This is a genomic window from Dietzia papillomatosis NBRC 105045 (assembly GCF_001570845.1).
GTDB classification, from domain to species: domain Bacteria; phylum Actinomycetota; class Actinomycetes; order Mycobacteriales; family Mycobacteriaceae; genus Dietzia; species Dietzia cinnamea.
This window is the reverse complement of record NZ_BCSL01000022.1, coordinates 1-18,441: the sequence shown is the minus strand read 5'-3', so window position 1 is coordinate 18,441 and position 18,441 is coordinate 1. Positions and strand designations below refer to the sequence as shown.

Annotated in this window: 15 protein-coding genes and 1 pseudogene; 11 read left to right on the top strand and 5 right to left on the bottom strand. The window is 72.8% G+C overall.

The window, feature by feature from the left end:
- Nucleotides 1-14 precede the first annotated feature (14 nt).
- The 5 genes from DPA01S_RS09425 to proB all read left to right on the top strand — a co-directional run bounded on the left by DPA01S_RS09425 (nucleotide 15) and on the right by proB (nucleotide 7,289).
- Entirely contained in the window at nucleotides 15-3,695 is a 3,681-nt protein-coding gene (locus tag DPA01S_RS09425; protein WP_061915676.1) for an Rne/Rng family ribonuclease, read from the top strand.
- A gap of 242 nt (nucleotides 3,696-3,937) precedes the next feature.
- The gene (rplU, locus tag DPA01S_RS09420; RefSeq protein WP_007626967.1) at nucleotides 3,938-4,243 is read left to right on the top strand and encodes a 50S ribosomal protein L21; all 306 of its coding nucleotides are present in this window, start codon (nucleotides 3,938-3,940) and stop codon (nucleotides 4,241-4,243) included.
- A 69-nt stretch (nucleotides 4,244-4,312) separates the two neighbouring features.
- Complete coding sequence (rpmA, locus tag DPA01S_RS09415; RefSeq protein ID WP_007626965.1) at nucleotides 4,313-4,576, top strand: 50S ribosomal protein L27; 264 nt, start codon at nucleotides 4,313-4,315, stop codon at nucleotides 4,574-4,576.
- A gap of 140 nt (nucleotides 4,577-4,716) precedes the next feature.
- Nucleotides 4,717-6,177, top strand: a complete 1,461-nt coding sequence (obgE, locus tag DPA01S_RS09410) for a GTPase ObgE (RefSeq protein WP_061228481.1) — start codon at nucleotides 4,717-4,719, stop codon at nucleotides 6,175-6,177.
- Complete coding sequence (gene proB, locus DPA01S_RS09405; protein WP_061228482.1) at nucleotides 6,174-7,289, top strand: glutamate 5-kinase; 1,116 nt, start codon at nucleotides 6,174-6,176, stop codon at nucleotides 7,287-7,289. The genes obgE and proB overlap by 4 nt, the downstream gene beginning before the upstream one ends.
- A 73-nt stretch (nucleotides 7,290-7,362) precedes the next feature.
- On the opposite strand, the gene DPA01S_RS09400 is transcribed toward proB, so the two are convergent.
- The 3 genes from DPA01S_RS09400 to DPA01S_RS09390 form a co-directional block, all read right to left on the bottom strand.
- Nucleotides 7,363-7,986, bottom strand: coding sequence for a carbonic anhydrase (locus tag DPA01S_RS09400; protein WP_061915673.1), 624 nt, complete (start codon nucleotides 7,984-7,986; stop codon nucleotides 7,363-7,365).
- Between the two features lie 85 nt (nucleotides 7,987-8,071).
- Entirely contained in the window at nucleotides 8,072-8,959 is an 888-nt protein-coding gene (locus DPA01S_RS09395; protein ID WP_061915670.1) for a Sir2 family NAD-dependent protein deacetylase, read from the bottom strand.
- Nucleotides 8,960-9,757, bottom strand: coding sequence for an MBL fold metallo-hydrolase (locus DPA01S_RS09390; RefSeq protein WP_061915667.1), 798 nt, complete (start codon nucleotides 9,755-9,757; stop codon nucleotides 8,960-8,962).
- A gap of 23 nt (nucleotides 9,758-9,780) precedes the next feature.
- Here DPA01S_RS09390 and DPA01S_RS09385 point away from each other — a divergent pair, with 23 nt between their 5' ends.
- A complete protein-coding gene (locus tag DPA01S_RS09385) occupies nucleotides 9,781-10,518 on the top strand; it encodes an AAA family ATPase (protein WP_232303092.1) in 738 nt (245 codons plus the stop codon).
- 17 nt (nucleotides 10,519-10,535) lie between these two features.
- Nucleotides 10,536-12,356 (top strand): FAD-binding dehydrogenase, encoded by a 1,821-nt coding sequence (locus tag DPA01S_RS09380; RefSeq protein WP_109148408.1) that lies wholly within the window; start codon nucleotides 10,536-10,538, stop codon nucleotides 12,354-12,356.
- Between the two features lie 33 nt (nucleotides 12,357-12,389).
- Here the strand turns inward: DPA01S_RS09380 and DPA01S_RS09375 are convergent, their stop codons facing one another.
- Both DPA01S_RS09375 and DPA01S_RS09370 read right to left on the bottom strand, forming a co-directional pair.
- Complete coding sequence (locus DPA01S_RS09375) at nucleotides 12,390-13,550, bottom strand: calcium/sodium antiporter (RefSeq protein ID WP_061915664.1); 1,161 nt, start codon at nucleotides 13,548-13,550, stop codon at nucleotides 12,390-12,392.
- A gap of 118 nt (nucleotides 13,551-13,668) precedes the next feature.
- Nucleotides 13,669-15,846, bottom strand: coding sequence for a RecQ family ATP-dependent DNA helicase (locus DPA01S_RS09370; protein ID WP_061915661.1), 2,178 nt, complete (start codon nucleotides 15,844-15,846; stop codon nucleotides 13,669-13,671).
- Between the two features lie 70 nt (nucleotides 15,847-15,916).
- Here DPA01S_RS09370 and DPA01S_RS09365 point away from each other — a divergent pair, with 70 nt between their 5' ends.
- The 4 genes and pseudogenes from DPA01S_RS09365 to DPA01S_RS16790 all read left to right on the top strand — a co-directional run.
- Complete coding sequence (locus DPA01S_RS09365) at nucleotides 15,917-16,327, top strand: serine hydrolase (RefSeq protein WP_232303091.1); 411 nt, start codon at nucleotides 15,917-15,919, stop codon at nucleotides 16,325-16,327.
- Nucleotides 16,249-16,860 (top strand): class I SAM-dependent DNA methyltransferase, encoded by a 612-nt coding sequence (locus DPA01S_RS09360; protein WP_061915655.1) that lies wholly within the window; start codon nucleotides 16,249-16,251, stop codon nucleotides 16,858-16,860. Before DPA01S_RS09365 ends, DPA01S_RS09360 begins: the two co-directional genes overlap by 79 nt.
- A gap of 69 nt (nucleotides 16,861-16,929) precedes the next feature.
- Nucleotides 16,930-18,234, top strand: a complete 1,305-nt coding sequence (locus tag DPA01S_RS09355) for a glutamate-5-semialdehyde dehydrogenase (protein ID WP_109148416.1) — start codon at nucleotides 16,930-16,932, stop codon at nucleotides 18,232-18,234.
- A gap of 70 nt (nucleotides 18,235-18,304) precedes the next feature.
- Nucleotides 18,305-18,441: pseudogene (locus DPA01S_RS16790) on the top strand (AAA family ATPase); the annotation flags it as partial.

The following is an 18,441-nucleotide window of genomic DNA, read 5'->3' as shown; positions in this document are numbered from 1 at the left end:
GCCGGAGGAGACACGTGTCGGATCCGAACCTGACCATCGACGACCTCGCCGCGCTGCCCGAGAGGATGCGCGCGCACGCCGCGGCCAAGGCCGTGGGCATGACCAGCAAGGAGTTCCTGGCCGCCATGGCCGGGATCGGGGTGGAGATCAAGAGCGCCCAGTCCGGCGTGACCCGCGACATGCTGCTGACCTGGTTCAACAGCCGTTCCGACGCGGCGGAGGCTCCAGCCGCGAAGAAGGCCCCGGCCCGCAAGACCGCCGCGAAGAAGGCCGCGGCGAAGAAAGCCCCAGCGCGCGAGGACGCCGCCGAGGCGACGGGAGTGGACGTGGCCCCCGCCGAGGGCGAGACGGCCGATACCCGATCCGCCCGGAAGGCGCCCGCCCGGAAGAGCCCGGCGCGCAAGACCACCGCCGAGAAGACCGCCGAGAAGGCCACCGCGGCGGAGAAGAGCGCCGCGAGGACCGCCGACGAGACCGTCCCGGCCGAGGACACCCGCTCGGAAGCCGCCCGCACCGGGGGTGGGAAGACCGACGCGAGGAACCGGCCGCCGCTGCCGGAGATCGCGATCGTCACCGGCGAGGTCGGCGCCGCCGAGCCCGGGAACCGTCGCCGTCGCTCCACCGCGACCCCCTCGTTCTCCCCCCTGTTCCTCTCCCCCGAGGACACCGCCGCGTCCACCGGGAGGTCCGACTCGGCAGCGCAGTCGGACGCCACGGCGCCGTCCGACTCGACCACGCGGTCCGACCCCGCTGCCCAGCCCGATTCCACCGAACAGTCCGACTCCGGTGACGGCGGAACCCGTCGTCGTCGCCGTGGCCGTCGGGGCCGCGGCCGCGGGCGTGGTGAGGGCGGCGACGAGCAGAACGGCCAGGACACCACCTCCGGTCCGGACGCGGGTGCCGCCGGATCCGACGACGCGACCGGTGACGACGACAACGATGCCGACGACCGCACCGCCGCCGCCACGGCGTCCTCCGGAGACGCCGACGGCGCAGACGCGTCCGACGACGCCGCGACGGCCGCCCGCGGGCCCGGCCGCGACCGCTCCGACGACGCCGCGGACCGGACGGCCGACGACGCCGACGGGCAGGACGATTCCGGAGACGACGACGCGGACGAGTCCGACGACTCCTCGGGTGCCCCGTCGGGCTCGAGGAGGCGTCGTCGTCGTCGTCGTCGTGGTGGGGGTTCGGGCGCCGACGACGCCCAGACCTCCAGCGACGACCCGCCCCACACCGAGGTCCACGAGCGCGACTCGCGCCGCCGCACCGGGCGTGGGGGACAGGGCTCCGGCACGTCCTCCGACGAGGTCCAGGGCATCACCGGCTCGACCCGACTCGAGGCCAAGCGCCAGCGTCGGCGCGACGGCCGTGAGGCCGGCCGCCGCCGCCAACCGATCCTGTCCGAGGCCGAATTCCTCGCCCGCCGCGAGGCCGTGGACCGCGTCATGGTGGTCCGCGAGAAGCAGCGCACCGACGGCAAGGGCCTCATGACCCAGGTCGGCGTCCTCGAGGACAAGGTGCTCGTCGAGCACTTCGTCACCACCGAGTCCGCCCGCTCGATGGTCGGCAACGTCTACCTCGGCCGCGTGCAGAACGTCCTGCCCAGCATGGAGGCGGCGTTCGTCGACATCGGACGCGGCCGCAACGGCGTGCTCTACGCCGGCGAGGTCAACTGGGAGGCCGCCGGCCTCGGCGGAAAGGCCCGGCGGATCGAGCAGGCCCTCAAGTCCGGCGACATGGTGTTGGTCCAGGTGACCAAGGACCCCGTCGGGCAGAAGGGCGCCCGCTTGTCGACCCAGATCTCGCTGGCCGGCCGGTTCCTCGTCTACGTCCCCGACGGCAACTCCACCGGCATCTCGCGCAAGCTGCCCGACACCGAGCGGCGCCGCCTGAAGGGGATCCTCAAGGAGGTCGTCCCCGAGGGCTCCGGCGTCATCATCCGCACCGCGGCCGAGGGCGTCAGCGCCGAGGAGATCGGTCGCGACGTCGAGCGGCTCGCCGCGCAGTGGACCGAGATCTCCGAGGCGGCCGCCAAGCGCACCGAGTCCGGTTCCGGCACGCCCGTCGCGCTGTACGAGGAGCCCGATCTGCTGGTCAAGGTCGTCCGCGACCTGTTCAACGAGGACTTCTCCAAGCTCGTCATCCAGGGCGAGACGTCCTGGAACACGGTCCACGGCTACGTCTCACGTGTGGCGCCCGAGATGGTCGACCGGCTCGAACGCCACGACAACCCCGACGTGGACGTGTTCGCCACCCACCGGGTCGACGAGCAGCTGGCCAAGGCGCTCGACCGCAAGGTGTGGCTGCCCTCCGGTGGCTCCCTGGTGATCGACCGCACCGAGGCCATGACCGTCATCGACGTCAACACCGGCAAGTACACCGGCTCCGGCGGCAACCTCGAGGAGACCGTCACCAAGAACAACCTCGAGGCCGCCGAGGAGATCGTCCGCCAGCTGCGCCTGCGGGACGTGGGCGGCATGGTGATCATCGACTTCATCGACATGGTCCTCGAGGCGAACCGCGACCTCGTGCTGCGCCGCCTCACCGAGGCCCTCGGCCGCGACCGCACCCGCCATCAGGTCTCCGAGGTCACCTCGCTCGGCCTTGTCCAGCTCACCCGGAAGAAGCTGGGCACCGGTCTGGTCGAGGCGTTCTCCACGCCGTGTGAGCACTGCCAGGGTCGCGGTCTGATCGTCCACGCCGACCCCCTCCACACCGAGTCGCACAACGCCGACGAGCCGGGCGCCAAGCGCGGCCGTCGTCGTGGCGGCAACGGCAACGGTAAGGGCAACGGCGAGTCCGACAGCGCCTCGCCCAAGCAGGCACCGCGCAAGGACGGCCCCGCGCCGGCCGCGCACCCGGCCGCGCTGGCGATCGCCCGGCAGAACGCCGAGGCCGGCGCCGGCGGGACCGATTCGGCGGATTCGAAGACCGTCGAAGCCGCCGAGGCCGCCGCGCCCGTCGTGGTGGCCGCCCCGCCGGCCGAGGCCGGTACAGACGAGTCCGATGCCCCGGCGGCGACGTCGGCGGCAGAGGCCGCGGCCCCGTCGGCGGCAGAGGCCGCGGCCCCGTCGGCGGCGGACGCGGCGACGACGGCGGTGGCGACCTCTGCTGCGGACGAGGGCGAGACCGCTCCCGCAGCGGCCCCCGAGGCGGGGGTGGCGGACTCCGCCGACGCCGCCGGGGTCACCCGGCCCGCGCGTCGGCGCCGCGCGTCGCGACGGGCGGCGAGCAACGCTCCAGCCCCGGAGACCGCCGCCGCGGACTCCGCCGCGAAGGAGGTCGTCGAGACGCCACAGGCCGAGTCCGCAACGGTGGCCGAGGCGGAGGAGATCGTGGACGAGGTCGAGTCCGCGACGTCGGGGGGTGGGGCCTCAGCCAGCACGTCCGCCGACGCCACGTCCGCCGACGCGGCGACCACCGGTGCCACGTCCGGCCGGCGGCCCCGTCGCCGGTCGACCCGTCGCGAGGCGGGTGCCGCCACAGCGGACTCCGCGGCGGCCACGAGCGCGGCCGGCGCCGCCACGGCCGCCACGGAGATCCCTGCGGCTCCGGCGGCATCGGTCGAACCCCCGGCCGGGGTCGAGGCCGCGCCGCTCGCGCAGACGCCGACCGCCGTGGTCGCCGAGCCGCGCAGGCGCCCCGCGAGGCGACGCGCGACCCGGTCGACGACGGCTCCCACGAGCGACTGAGAGACCGGGCCGCGTGTCCGGCGGCACGGTCGGTTTGACCTGCTGCGCCGCCGGACCGTAACCTTGACAGGTCGCTCGTCGCGGCGCTATGTCGCCGCGCGAGGAGTCGCGGGCCCGGTCCACACGGACCGGCGTGGCCGACGACCTCCGACCGGCGTGAGCCGGCGAGCATGAGAGAACACCGCACACCAGGTGCGGTCGCCCCGGCGGCCGCACACCCGAGAAGCAAGGGGAAGCCCTCGATGTACGCGATCGTCAAGACCGGCGGCAAGCAGTACAAGGTCGCCGAAGGGGACCAGGTCAAGGTCGAGAAGATCGAGGGCGAGGCCGGAACCTCCGTGTCGCTGTCCCCGATCCTCGTGGTGGACGGCTCGGCCGTCACCTCCGACGCCGACGCCCTGGCCAAGGTCACCGTCTCCGGCGAGATCGTCGAGCAGACCAAGGGTCCGAAGATCCGGATCCACAAGTTCAAGAACAAGACCGGGTACCACAAGCGTCAGGGCCACCGTCAGAAGCTGACGGTCGTCAAGATCACCGGTATCAAGTAATCCGTCACCGGCCGCCAAGGCCACCAGCTCAGCGCCCTCGGGCGTGCTCCCTGAAGGAGGGACTCGGACATGGCAAGCAAGAAGGGCGCGTCCAGCACCCGTAACGGTCGTGACTCCAACGCGCAGCGTCTCGGCGTCAAGCGCTTCGGTGGCCAGGAGGTCAACGCCGGCGAGATCCTGGTGCGCCAGCGCGGCACCAAGTTCCACCCGGGCGTGAACGTCGGCCGCGGCGGCGACGACACCCTGTTCGCCCTCTCCGCCGGTGCGGTGGAGTTCGGCACCAAGCGCGGCCGCAAGACCGTGAACATCGTGCCGGCCGGCGCCGAGGCCTGAGCCTCCCAGCCGACCGAACCACACGTGAATCGCCCTCGGGGGCCGGGCGGGGTCTGATCGACCCCACACCCGGCCCCCGAGAGTATTTGCGGCAGCACCACCCGATCCACCGTCGTCCGTCACCAGGAGGAGTCCCCACCATGTCGAGATTCGTCGACCGCGTCGTCCTCCACCTCGCGGCGGGGGACGGCGGCCGCGGCTGCACCTCCGTGCACCGCGAGAAGTTCAAACCGCTCGGCGGCCCCGACGGCGGCAACGGCGGCGACGGCGGTGACGTCGTGCTCGTCGTGGACCCGCAGGTCCACACCCTGCTCGACTTCCACTTCCGGCCCCACGCCCGCGCCGGCAAGGGCCAGCCCGGCATGGGTTCCCACCGCAACGGCGCCCAGGGCGCCGACCTCGTGCTCCCGGTCCCGCCCGGCACGGTCGTGCTGGACGAGAACGGTGAGGTCCTCGCGGACCTCGTCGGCGCCGGCACCCGGTTCGTCGCAGCCGAGGGCGGAAAGGGCGGTCTCGGCAACGCGGCCCTGGCGTCCCGTGCGCGTAAGGCGCCCGGCTTCGCCCTGCTGGGCGAGCCCGGCGAGGTCCGCGACGTCACGCTCGAGCTCAAGTCGATGGCCGACGTCGGACTCGTGGGCTTCCCGTCCGCCGGCAAGTCCTCCCTCGTCTCGGTGCTCTCCGCGGCCAAGCCCAAGATCGCCGACTACCCGTTCACGACCCTGGTGCCCAACCTAGGGGTGGTCTCGGTCGGCGACGACACCTTCACGATCGCCGATGTACCCGGCCTCATCCCCGGTGCCAGCGAGGGCCGCGGTCTCGGCCTGGACTTCCTACGCCACATCGAACGCACCGCCGTCCTGGCCCACGTCGTCGACTGCGCCAACCTTGAGTCCGACCGCGACCCTGTCTCCGACGTGGACGCCCTCGAGGCGGAGCTCGCCGCGTACCGGTCAGAACTGTCCGACGCCGGGATCGGCGACCTGTCCGACCGGCCCCGCGTGGTGGTGCTCAACAAGATCGACGTCCCCGCCGCGGCCGACATGGCCGAGATGGTCCGCGAGCAGTTCGAGGCCCGGGGGTGGCCCGTGTACGCCATCTCCGCGGTCGCCCACAAGGGCCTCGACGAACTCCGCTTCGGGCTCTACGAGCTGGTGAAGGCTCACCGGAAGGCCAACCCGCCCGCCGCGCCCGAGCGGATCGTCATCCGGCCCAAGGCCGTGGACGCGGGCGAGTTCGACGTCCGCCCCGACCCCGCCTCTCCCGGCGACTTCGTCGTCACCGGCACCAAGCCCGAGCGGTGGATCCGTCAGACCGACTTCGAGAACGACGAGGCCGTGGGCTTCCTCGCCGACCGCCTCGCCCGGATCGGCGTGGAGGACGCGCTCATCAAGGCCGGCGCCGAGGAGGGCTGCACGGTCACGATCGGCGACGTCTCGTTCGAGTGGGAGCCGCAGACCCCGGCCGGCGTCGACCTCATGCGCACCGGCCGCGGCACGGACATCCGACTCGAGTCCGACGAGCGTGTGGGCGCCGCCGAGCGCAAGTACCGCAAGCGCGTGCGCCGCGGCCTCATCGACCCGGACGAGGAGATCCTGGAGTGACCACCGAGCGCGAGCTGCGCCGTCGCATCGGCACGGCCCGCCGCGTGGTGGTCAAGATCGGTTCGTCCGCGATCACCAGCTTCCACGGCGGGATCCGGCGCGCCGAACTCGACACCCTGGCGGACGTCTGCCAGACGCGCATGACCGGCGGATCGGACGTGTTCGTGGTGTCCTCGGGCGCGATCGGCGCCGGGATGGCCCCGTTGGGCATGACCACCCGGCCCGCCACATTGTCGGCCAAGCAGGCCGCCGCGAGCGTCGGGCAACTCGAACTGGCGCGCGCGTGGGGTGACTCGTTCGCCCGCTACGACCGGGTGGTGGGACAGGTGCTGCTCACCGCCGCCGACATCGGCCGCCGGGACAGCGCCGCCAACGCGCAACGCACCCTCGACCGCCTGCGCACCCTGCGGGCGGTGCCGGTCATCAACGAGAACGACACCGTCGCGACCAACGAGATCCGCTTCGGCGACAACGACCGGCTGGCGGCCCTGGTCGCCCACCTCATCAGCGCCGACGCGCTCATCCTGCTCTCGGACGTCGACGCCCTCTACGACTCCGACCCCCGCAAGGGCGATGCGACCGCGGTGACGATGGTCGGCGGCGAGGGGGACCTCGACGGCGTGGTGGCCGGCGCCGGGGGATCGCTCGGGACCGGCGGCATGGCCTCCAAGCTCGCGGCCGCCCGCCTGGCCGCCGACGCGGGGATCCCGGTCCTGCTCACCTCCGCGGAGCGGGCGGCCGAGGCGCTCGCCGCCGAGCCGACCGTGGGGACGGTCTTCGCGGCCCGCCCCGAGCGGATGACCGCCCGCCGTTTCTGGGTCCGCCATGCCGCCGATGCGCGGGGCGCGGTGCTGCTCGACGACGGCGCCGTGCGCGCGGTGACGGGCTCGCGTCGGTCGCTGCTGCTCGCCGGGGTCACGGGCGTTGACGGGCTGTTCCACTTCGGCGACGTCATCGAGCTCCACGACTCCGACGGGCGGGTCGTGGCCCGGGGCATCGCGCAGTACGACTCGATCGAGGTCCGATCCCGGCTCGCCGAGCGGCAGTCCGGGACGGGCGCCGCCGGCCAGGGGCGGCCGCTGGTGCACGCGGACGATCTCGTCGCCGTCTGAGCGCGGACCCCACCGCGCCGGGCTGCCGAGCCGCCGCGAGCCGGGCCGCCGGTCCGCGCGCGCCGCGGAGGGATCAGCCCCCGTTGACCCTGCCCTCGGTGTGGACCGGTGTGACGGTCCCCGCCTCGAGGTTGTAGATCGCGCCGACGATCGCCGTGCGGCCCTCGGTGATCGCGCGGTCGACGGCCGCGGACTTCTCGCGGATCGCGGTGACCGTCTGCCGGACGTTCTCGATCACCACGTCGTCGTACCCGGCATCCGGGTCGCGCCGCGCCTCGAACACGGCCGGGGCGATGCGCTCGACCACGTCGCGCAGGTAGCCCGACGGGGTGGAGTGGGAGTCGACCGCGGTGATGGTGGCGCCGACCGCGCCGCACGAGGTGTGCCCCAGGACGAGGGTGAGCGGGATGCCTAGGACGTCGACGCCGAACTCGATCGAGCCCAGGACGGAGGGGTCGACGATGTGGCCGGCGTTGCGGATGACGAACAGGTCACCCAGGCCCTGGTCGAACACGACCTCCGCGGGCACACGCGAGTCGGCGCAGCCGAAGACCATGCCGAACGGGTGCTGCTCGCCAGTGAGTTCGGCGCGGCGGGCGGGGTCCTGGTGCGCGTGGAGGCTGGCGCCGTCGACGTAGCGACGGTTTCCGGTGAGGAGTCGGTCCAGCGCTGCGGCGGGGGTCAGATCTGTGCTCATGGTTCCAGTGTGCGCCTGTGGCGGCCCGCACGGCGACCGCACCCCCCGGGGTCCGGGCCGTGGGGTGCTCGCCATCGCCCGCGGTCTACGCGCCCAGCGCCCGGTCGACGCGGGTGAGGACCTCGATGCAGTCACCGTCGATGGTGAGGGTGGCCTCGTCGTGGGCGCGGGTGCGGCCGCGGTTGATCACCGCGACGGGCGTGCCGGTGGTCACCGCGCGTTGCACGAACCGGTAGCCGGAGCGCACCGTGAGTGACGAGCCGACGACGACGACGAGGTCGGACCCGTCGACCAGGGCGTTGGCCTCCTGTACGCGGTGCGCGGGGACGTTCTCGCCGAAGTAGACGATGTCGGGTTTGAGCACTCCGCCGCAGCGTGGGCAGTCCACCATGCGGAAGTCGGCGGTGTCGGTGAGGACGGCGTCGGCGTCCGGGGCGATCTCGATCGCGCCGCGGGTCGCGACGCGTTCGGTGAAGCCGGGGTTGAGACGGTCCAGCTGCTCGTGCAGGGCCCATCGGCTCTGGCGGAGCCCGCAGTCGAGGCACGTGACCACCGCGTAGGTGCCGTGCAGGTCGACCAGCCGCCGGCTGCCTGCCTTGAGGTGGAGCAGGTCCACGTTCTGTGTGATGACGCCCGGGACGGCGCCGCACCTCTCCCACCGGGCAAGCAGCATGTGCGCGGCATTGGGGCGGGCGGCCTCCATATGCCGCCAGCCCAGGTGGTTGCGGGCCCAGTAGTGACGGCGGAACGCGGCGTCACCGACGAACTGCTGGTAGGTCATCGGGGTGCGACCCGGCGAGTCGGGCCCGCGGTAGTCGGGAATGCCCGAGGGCGTGGAGATGCCCGCGCCGGTGAGGACGACCGTGCGGCGGCCGTGCATCAGCTCCGCCAGGGCGTCGGCACGCTCGGGCAGGTCGGGATCCGGCCGGGTGCGCTCGGCCGGGGTCCAGGCGGTGTCGCGGACGCGGACCATCTAGAGCCCTCCGGGCCCCGAGGGGTCGTGCGCGCACACCATGTCCAGAGTGTCGCCGCGGCGAGCGGCCACCCCGGCGAGTCGGGCGTGCGTCACCGCGACCGCGGCCGGCTCCAGGGCCATGACGCGTTCGGCGACCGGGACCCACGCCGGCACCCGGCCCATCGAGCCGACCTGGCCCCGGTGGTAGAAGGCATCACCCGCGTGGAGGACGTCCTTGTCGTCGTCGCCGTCTCCGGGCGCGGACGGGTCTCCGCCGCGCCCCGGCACGAACACCCCCGCGTGCCCGACGGCGTGACCCGGCAGGTCCACGAGCAGCATCCCCTCGGCGACATGGTCCAGGGGGTGCACCCGGAAGCCCTCCCACCGGTCGGTGCCGAACGAGTACTCGGTGAAGCGCGGCCCGTGCTCCCACTGGCGGCGGCGGTAACGCCGACGCTCCAGGAAGCGCGGCGTGCGCACCGCCCACGTCAGGGCCTGCGCCGAGACGTGCACCTGCGCGGCGGGGAAGTCGGCGAGGCCGCCGATGTGGTCGAGATCCAGGTGGGTGAGCACGATGTGCCGCACGTCCCGCGGATCCAGGCCCAGGGCCTCTATGCGGCGGACCGCCGTCTCGCGCTCACGCAGTGCCGGGCGCAGGACGTGGCGCGCGGCGCCGAGGCGACCGGCCGGGTCGGCGATGTCCGCCAGCCCGATCCCCGAGTCCACCAGCACGAGGCCGCCCGGCGCCTCTACCAGCAGCACGCGCGTGGGGGCCACACCCGCGAACGTCCCGCAGTTCATCTGGTGGATCCGCATGAGCGCAACGGTACCGTGGCCGGGTGAGCCGAGACCGTGTCCTGGACCCCCGCCCGGTCGTCCGGGTGGTGGCCGACCCCGACCCCGACCTCCCCCGGCCGGCGGACCAGTGGCCGTACTCCATCCCGGCGGTCGCGCAGCTCCTGCGCGACGGGCTCGAGCTGGACGATCTCACCGTGCTGGTCGGCGAGAACGGCGCCGGCAAGTCGACGGTCGTCGAGGCCGTCGCCATGGCGTTCGGTCTGGGAGCCGAGGGCGGGTCCGTCCACGGCCGGGACGTCACATGGCGGTCGGAGTCGCCCTTGAACTCGGACCTGCGCCTGGTCCGCGGGGGAGCCGCGTCCCGGTGGGGCTACTTCCTGCGCGCCGAGACCATGCACGGCATGTTCACCTACCTGCAGTCCTCGGGCCCCGAGCGGGATTTTCACTCGCGCAGCCACGGCGAGGCGTTCTGGGACATCCTCACCACCTCCCGGTTCGACGGCGGCGGCCTGTTCGTCCTGGACGAACCGGAGGCGGGCCTGTCGTTCGACGCGCAGCTCCGACTGGTGGCGCTGCTGCTCGAACTGGCCGACCGACACGGCGCGCAGGTGCTCATGGCGACCCACTCGCCGATCCTCGCCTCGGTCCCCGGCGCCGCGGTGTACGAGCTCTCCGACGAGGGGATGCACCGGGCGCGATGGGAGGACCTGGCGATGGTCGACCACTACCGGCGTTACCTCGACGCGCCCGAGCGATACCTGCGCCACCTGCTGGAGTGACCGGGCACACTGGACCCATGACCAGTTCCGCGTCCCGTTCCGCACGCACCACCGGCGAGGCCCGGCCCGTCCGCCCCGTCTACCCGTCGTGGCAGCCGCCGTCGACGTCCCGCGCCGCCAACGCCGGACCTCTGCCCGCGCCCGAGCCGGGCTTCGCCCCGGACGTCATCGTGGTGGGGCACGGCCTGGCCGGCCTCGTGGCGACCTACGAGGCGACGCGCGCGGGCAAGAAGGTGCTGGTGGTGGACCAGGAGAGCGAGAAGAACCTCGGCGGGCAGGCGTTCTGGTCCCTCGGCGGGCTCTTCCTCGTGGACACCCCGGAGCAGCGGCGGATCGGCATCAAGGACTCGCTCGAACTCGCGTGGCGGGACTGGCTCGGCTCGGCCGCGTTCGACCGCCCCGAGGACCACTGGCCACGGCAGTGGGCGCGTGCGTACGTCGAGTTCGCCGCGGGGGAGAAGCGGCGGTACCTGCACGACCTGGGGTTGCGGATCATCCCCACCGTCGGCTGGGCCGAGCGTGGCGGCGGCGACGTGAACGGGCACGGCAACTCCGTCCCTCGCTTCCACGTGGCGTGGGGGACCGGGCCCGAGGTGGTCCGCGTCTTCGAGGAACCCGTCCGCGATGCCGCCCGCGCCGGCCTGGTCCGCTTCGCGGTGCGCCACCGGGTGGACGAGATCGTGGTGGAGGACGGCCGCGCCGTGGGCGTGCGGGGCGCGACACTGGCGCCCTGCGACTACGACCGCGGCGTCGCGTCCCCCCGGGAGGAGACCGGGGAGTTCGAGTTCCGGGCGAAGGCCGTGCTGCTGGCCTCCGGGGGCATCGGCGGCAACCCCGACCTGGTGCGGAAGTACTGGCCCGCCGACCGGCTCGGCGACGTGCCGAAGGACCTCATCGTGGGTGTGCCCGAGCACGTGGACGGGCGGGTGCTGGAGATCTCCGCACGGTCCGGTGCGAACCTCATCAACCGGGACCGCATGTGGCACTACACCGAGGGCGTGGCCCACTTCGCGCCCGTGTGGCCCTCGCACGCGATCCGCATCATCCCGGGACCGTCCACCCTGTGGCTCGACGCGAACGGCGACCGGATGCCCGTGCCGTTGTTCCCGGGCTTCCACACCACGGCGTCCATCGAGGCGATCCGCCGAGCCGGCCAGGACTACTCGTGGTTCATCCTCGACTCGGCGATCGCCGGCAAGGAGTTCATCCTCTCCGGCTCCGAGCAGAACCCCGAGCTGACCGACAAGAGCATCCGGAAGTTCGCGTCCAAGGCGGGCAGCGGCCTTCCCCCGTCGATCGCCGACTTCGCCGAGAAGGGCGTCGACTGGGTGGTGGCGGACACGCTCGAGGAGATGGTCGCCGGCATGAACTCGCTGCTGCGGGAGGGCGAGCCCGAGCTGGACGTGGAGAAGGTGCGGGAGTTCGTCCTGGCGATGGACGGGCAGATGGACAACCCGTTCGCCAAGGACGCCCAGGTCCAGGCGATCCACAACTCGCGGCGCGTGCTCACCGACAAGCTCACCCGCCTGGCCAAGCCGCACCGCCTGCTCGCGGACTCCGGGCCGGGCAAGGGCTCGGCCGCCGGCTCGGGTGGCCCGCTGATCGCGGTGAAAGTGCACCTCATGACGCGCAAGACCCTCGGCGGGATCGAGACGACGCTCGACTCACAGTGCCTCACTCCCGCCGGCGAGCCGTTCCCGGGGCTGTACGCCGCCGGTGAGGTCGCGGGATTCGGTGGCGGCGGCGTTCATGGTTGCAACTCACTCGAGGGCACGTTCCTCGGCGGGTGCATCTTCTCCGGCATGAAGGCCGGACGGGCGATGGCGCGGGAGGTCTGAGCCGTCCGGCGGCCGATGCGGGGCCGCCTCCCCTCAACCGCCCTCGCGGCCGCCGTCGTCTCTCGCGACGGGCCGGCCGCGGGCCTGTCCGCGCCCCCGCCGGACACCGAGTTCGTAGGTGGCCAATACGATCAGCCACAGCGCGGTGACGGGGATGACGAACCAGAGCATGGCGGCGCTGAACGGATCCAACGCGTCGTGGTCGGCGGCCTGCAGCACCACGTAGGCGACGTACGCGGCGTAGAACCCCGCGAAGAGCAGTCCCTCCCACCGCTTGATCGCCATCCCGGTGAAGGCGATCGGGAGCAGAGCCATCGAGACGGCGAGCATGATCGGCAGGTCGAAGCGGATGGCCCCTGGGGCGACCCCGATCGGCGTGATGAGCGAGGTCATTCCGAGAACCGCGCCGATGTTGAACATGTTGCTTCCGACGATGTTGCCGATGGCGAGGTCGCGTTCGCCGCGGATCGCCGCCACGAGACTCGTGGCGAGTTCCGGGAGGGAGGTGCCGATGGCCACCACCGTGAGACCGATGACCAGGTCACTCATCCCCCAGGCCGACGCGAGATCACTGGCCGCGGTGACGAGTAGCCGTGCCCCGATCACGAGCAGCGCCACCCCGGCGATCACGAGAGCGCTGTTGAGGAGGACCGGGTGCGAGGTCTCGCCGCCGGTAGGCGTCGTCTCGCCCGCGCTGTCACCGGCCGGGGCGTCCAATGCCTCGGTGGCGCGGTCTCCATCCTGTTTGCGCGCGATGACGATCGTCGCGGTCGTATAGGTCACGAGGCCGGCGAGGAGCAGCAGACCGTCGAGGAAGCTGATCGTGCCGTCGAGGGCCACCAGAAGCACGACCAGAGAGAACAGCACCATGATGGGGATGTCGACTCGCACGATCCGGGACGTCGCCACGAGAGGGGCGACGATCGCGGTCATCCCCAGGATGAGCAGAATGTTCGCGATATTGCTGCCCACGACGTTGCCGACGGCCAATCCCGGGTATCCACTCAGCGCGGCATCGACGCTCACCGCGAGTTCCGGCGCCGAGGTGGCGAACGCGACAACGGTGAGTCCCACCACCAGCGGGGAGATTTTGAAAACGGCGGCCAGACCGCCAGCGCCCCGCACCAGCACTTCACCGCCGCCGATGAGCAGCACGAAACCTAGCGCCAGGGCGGCCACCGTCAGGACGCTCATGACTGGTCAGACCGGGTCGTGGAGGAGTCCGGCCGAGCCGTAGGAGACAGTCTCGTCGAAGTGACCATGCTTCGACGATTCCATGCCGGCGCCCACCCTGTCGACCACCGGCGGTCGCCTAACCCGCGGTGACGACAGCCAGGGGCAGGACCGCGGAGGCCCCGGACTCCCGCAGGTGGCGCGCCGCCTCGGTGACCGTCCAGCCCGTGCCGAGCACGTCGGTGACCAGCAGGACCGGCCCGTTCGGGGGCGTGGCCGGGCCGGAGAACGTGCCCCATAGCTGCGCCACGCGGTAGGCCGAGTTCTGCGCGGTCACCGGCGGCAGCGCCGGGTCGCGGGTGAGCTCGCCGAGCGGCTCCATGCGCCCCATCCGCGCCAGCGCGTCGGCGAGGCCCCCGACGAGCTGCGGGTGCTCCCCGGTGACCAGGGCGACGACCCCGGTGGGCCGCTCGGTCCAGCCCCACTCGCGCAGGACCGGCACGCAGGCGCGGGCCAGCCACTCGGGCGCGTCCTGATCGGGCTCGGCGAGCAGCACCCGCAGCTTCTGCCCCAGACCGAGGTCGGTGAGACGCGCGAGGGCCCGGCCCTCGGCGGGACCGTCGGTGATCTTGCCCTTGAGCGGCACGTCGAGCTTGGCCAGGCCCGTGGGCCACTGCCGGCGGGGCGGCAGTACCACGCCGGGCCGCTCAAGCGCCTCGCGGGCCCGGGTCAGCGCGCCGGAATCGACGTCCGAGGTGCGGCGCTCGCCGGTGCAGTTGTCGCAGCGCCCGCAACCGGGCGACGCCGGGTCGAGGGTGGGGTCGTCGAGCTGCGCGCGCAGGAACTCCATGCGGCAGGAGTCGGTGCGCTCGTAGGCGATCATCGCCTGCTGCTCGGCCTGCCGCGCCTCCGCCAGACCCGCGTAGCGCTCGGCGTCGTAGTGCCACGGCCGCCCGGTGGAGACCCAGCCGCCGCGCACCCGCTGGACCGCGCCGTCCACGTCGAGGACCTTGAGCACCATCTCCAGCCGCGTCCGGCCGAGATCCACGGCCGGCTCCAGAGCCTGCGTCGACTGCGGACGGCCGGGCTCCAGCGCGTCGAGGACCCGCCGCACGGCGTCCTCCGGCGGGAAGGCCAGCGACGCGAAGTGGTTCCAGATCGCGCGGTCCTCCGGCCCCGGGAGCAGGACGACCTCGGCTCTGTCGGCCGCGCGCCCGGCGCGGCCGATCTGCTGGTAGTAGGAGATGGGGGAGGGCGGCGCCCCCAGGTGGACGACGAAGCCCAGGTCCGGCTTATCGAAACCCATACCCAGCGCGGAGGTGGCGACCAGCGCCTTGACCTCGTTGTCCAGGAGGGCGCGCTCGAGGTCCTCCCGCTCGCCGGAGTCGGTACGCCCCGTGTACGCGCTGACGCGGTGCCCGGCCGAGGTGAGCAGCTCGGACATGTCCTCGGCGGCGGCGACGGTGAGGCAGTAGACGATCCCGCTACCCGGCAGCGAGTCGAGGTTCTCCACCAGCCACGCCGCGCGCGTCTCGGAGTCGTCGATCGTTACCACCGACAGTCGGAGCGACTCACGGTCCAGGCCGCCGCGGAGGACGAGGGTGTCCGAGGCGGCGGAGTCGTCAGCGGCCGGAGCCTGCTCCGCGAGGCCGCTCACGCCGACGCCTAGCTGCTGGGCGACGTCGCGCACCACGCGGTCGTTGGCCGTGGCCGTGGTGGCAAGGACCGGCACCCCCTCCGGCAGGTCGGCGAGGAGGGTGCGGATCCGGCGGTAGTCGGGCCGGAAATCGTGCCCCCAGTCGGAGACGCAGTGGGCCTCGTCGACCACGACCAGCCCGGCGTCCGCGGCGAGCGCCGGCAGCACGGTGTCGCGGAAATCCGGGTTGTTCAGCCGCTCGGGGCTCACCAGCAGCACGTCCACCTCGCCTGCCCGGACGGACGCGCGCACCTCGTCCCACTCGGTCATGTTGGCCGAGTTGATGGTCGCCGCCCGCACCCCGGCCCGGGCCGCCGCCTCGACCTGGTTGCGCATGAGCGCCAACAGCGGCGAGACGATCACCGTGGGACCGGAACCGAGCTCGCGGAGCAGCCGCGCGGCGATGAAGTACACCGCTGACTTGCCCCAGCCGGTGCGTTGGACCACCAGTGCGCGCCGACGGTCGGCCACCAGCGCCTCGATCGCGGTCCACTGGTCCTCGCGCAGCCTGGCGCCCGGCCCCGCCAGGGCCCCCAGCAGTTCATCGGCCCGCGCCCGCAGGGACGCGGGATCCGATTCGGTCGGGCTGTCGGAATGAGGACGGTCCGCCGGCGAGATCATGGGCCCATCGTGCCCCACCACTACGACACGAGGGTGCGGCGCCGACCCCGACCGGCGTCAACTGGTGGCCGTGACGAGCGACGGGCGGGGCATCGCGGGACAGGTCGAGCAGGCGGCGGAGCAGCTGGCACACCGGCGGGTGGGGGTGGTCGTCGCCGCCGGGCCGCCCGGGGGCACCCACGTCGCCGCACGCGGCGACACGGGGCGGGGACGGGCCCCCGACGCGCACTCGCTGTTCGAGATCGGCTCCATCACCAAGACGTTCACCACGCTGCTGCTCGCGGACGGCGTCGTGCGCGGTCGGTGGCGGCTCGACACCCCGGTCCGCGAGTTGCTCCCCGACGGCGTCGCCGTCGTCACCGCCCTCGGCAGCGCCGCACCGCGGCGGCCATACTGGACCGCATGGCGCAGACATGGAAAAAGATCGTGGAGGCCGACCCCGAGCACTCGCGGCGATACGCGCGGCGCTGGGACGACATGATCGCCGAGGGCGTCGACATCGACGGCGAGGCGCGTCTCGCCGACGCCATGGCGCCGCGCGGAGCGCGCGTCCTCGACGTGGGCTGCGGCCAGGGACGGATGGGCGTCTACCTCCACGCCCGCGGCCACCGGGTCACCGGCGTCGACATCGACCCCTACCTCGTCGACCGGGCGCGCGAACAGTGCCCCGACGCCACCTGGGAGGTCGCCGACCTCGCCGTCGACGGCTGGGCCGCCGGCCCCTTCGACCTGGCGGTGTCGGCCGGCAACGTCCTCGCCTTCGTCGACCCGGCCGACCGCGGTGCCGTTCTTTCCAACCTCGCCGACCGGCTGGCCCCGGCATCGGAGTCCACCGACGGGCAGCCCGGCAGGCTTGTCGTGGGATTCGGGCTCGACCGCGGCTGGACGCGGGAAGAGTTCGACCTCGACGCCGAACGCGCGGGACTGCGGGTCGAGCAGCGGTGGTCGACCTGGGACCTGCGGCCTTTCGACGACGACAGCGGCTTCATGGTCGCGGTACTCGTGCGCGCGTAGGGGTCCGTGCAGGTGCGCGCGTCTGTCACCTGCGCCGTCGGCGAGCCACCGATCGGTAAGCTGGCCCGCATGACCACCAGCCACGTCGACGCCCCCGACCTCGCCGGCCAGACGGACGCCGATCGGCCGGCCGCAGACCCGGTGCGCGACGCCGTCCACGGCGCCGCCCGTCGTGCCCGCGCCGCCTCGCGCGAGCTGGCGCTGCTGACTGCCGACCGGAAGAACGCGATGCTGCTCGCCGCGGCCGATGCTCTCGTGGCGGCGGAGTCGACGATCCTCGAGGCCAACGCGGCGGACATCGCCGAGCAGATCGAGGCCGGTACCGGAGAGGCCATGCTCGACCGGCTCCGCCTGACCGGCGACCGAATCGAGGGCATTGCCGGCGGCCTGCGTCAGGTCGCCGGTCTGGCGGACCCGATCGGGACCGTCACCCGCGGGTCGACCCGGCCCAACGGACTCCAGCTCCGTCAGGTCCGCGTGCCGCTGGGCGTAGTGGGGATGATCTACGAAGGGCGTCCCAACGTGACCGTCGACGCGTTCGGTCTGGCCTTCAAGTCGGGCAACGCGGCGCTCCTCCGCGGCTCCCGCTCGGCACGCGACTCCAATGAGGCGCTCGTCGAGGTGCTGCGCGGGGTGCTCGCCGAGCACGACCTGCCCGTCGACGCCGCGCAACTGCTCCCCTCGGAGGACCGCTCGTCGGTCACCCACCTCATCCAGGCGCGCGGCCTCGTCGACGTCGTGATCCCCCGGGGAGGCGCGGGCCTCATCCAGGCCGTGGTGGAGAACTCCAAGGTCCCCGCCATCGAGACCGGCACCGGCAACTGCCACCTCTACATCCACGGGGACGCCGACCTCGACGAGGCGATCAGCCTCCTGCTCAACGGCAAGACCCGCCGCTGCAGCGTCTGCAACGCCACCGAGACGGTGCTGCTCGACGCCGCCCTGGGCGACGCCGCCGTGGACCGCGTCGTCGGCGCCCTCCGAACGGCCGGAGTCACCGTTCACGGGGACCGCGAGGGCCTCGTCCCCGCCGATGACGTTGACTGGGGCGAGGAGTACCTCAGCATGGACATCGCCCTCAAGGTCGTCGACGGCGTCGAGGAGGCGATCGACCACATCGCCCGCTGGTCGTCGGGCCACACCGAGGCCATCTCCACCCGCAGCATCGACGTGGCCGACGAGTTCTGTGCCCGCGTCGACGCGGCGGCGGTGATGGTCAACGCCTCCACCGCCTGGACCGACGGGGAGATGTTCGGCTTCGGGGCCGAGATCGGTATCTCCACGCAGAAGCTCCACGCCCGCGGCCCCATGGGGCTCGAGGAGCTCACCAGCACGAAGTGGATCGCCCACGGCAAGGGGCACGTGCGGCCGTAAGGCGCCCGCGCCCGAGCAGGCCGCATCAGCGCGGTTCGCACCAGATCACCCCACCGAGAGGACCCGCCCCATGGACCGAGCCCGCACCGGACAACGACCGGCTTTCGAGAGCATCGACCACGTCATCGACGCCCTCGGGGAGCAGGGGTACCTGGCCGACCGGTCGACCGCGACGGTCGTCTACCTCGCCGACCGGCTCGGCAAGCC

Bases quoted from the DNA above. Each gene is read 5' to 3' on its own strand.
- DPA01S_RS09400 (WP_061915673.1), bottom strand. From the start codon at position 7,986: ATGAGCACAGATCTGACCCCCGCCGCAGCGCTGGACCGACTCCTCACC.
- DPA01S_RS09375 (WP_061915664.1), bottom strand. From the start codon at position 13,550: ATGAGCGTCCTGACGGTGGCCGCCCTGGCGCTAGGTTTCGTGCTGCTC.
- rpmA (WP_007626965.1), top strand. From the start codon at position 4,313: ATGGCAAGCAAGAAGGGCGCGTCCAGCACCCGTAACGGTCGTGACTCC.
- DPA01S_RS09395 (WP_061915670.1), bottom strand. From the start codon at position 8,959: ATGGTCCGCGTCCGCGACACCGCCTGGACCCCGGCCGAGCGCACCCGG.
- DPA01S_RS09360 (WP_061915655.1), top strand. From the start codon at position 16,249: ATGGCGCAGACATGGAAAAAGATCGTGGAGGCCGACCCCGAGCACTCG.
- DPA01S_RS09380 (WP_109148408.1), top strand. From the start codon at position 10,536: ATGACCAGTTCCGCGTCCCGTTCCGCACGCACCACCGGCGAGGCCCGG.
- rplU (WP_007626967.1), top strand. From the start codon at position 3,938: ATGTACGCGATCGTCAAGACCGGCGGCAAGCAGTACAAGGTCGCCGAA.
- DPA01S_RS09355 (WP_109148416.1), top strand. From the start codon at position 16,930: ATGACCACCAGCCACGTCGACGCCCCCGACCTCGCCGGCCAGACGGAC.
- DPA01S_RS09390 (WP_061915667.1), bottom strand. From the start codon at position 9,757: ATGCGGATCCACCAGATGAACTGCGGGACGTTCGCGGGTGTGGCCCCC.
- DPA01S_RS09370 (WP_061915661.1), bottom strand. From the start codon at position 15,846: ATGATCTCGCCGGCGGACCGTCCTCATTCCGACAGCCCGACCGAATCG.
- obgE (WP_061228481.1), top strand. From the start codon at position 4,717: ATGTCGAGATTCGTCGACCGCGTCGTCCTCCACCTCGCGGCGGGGGAC.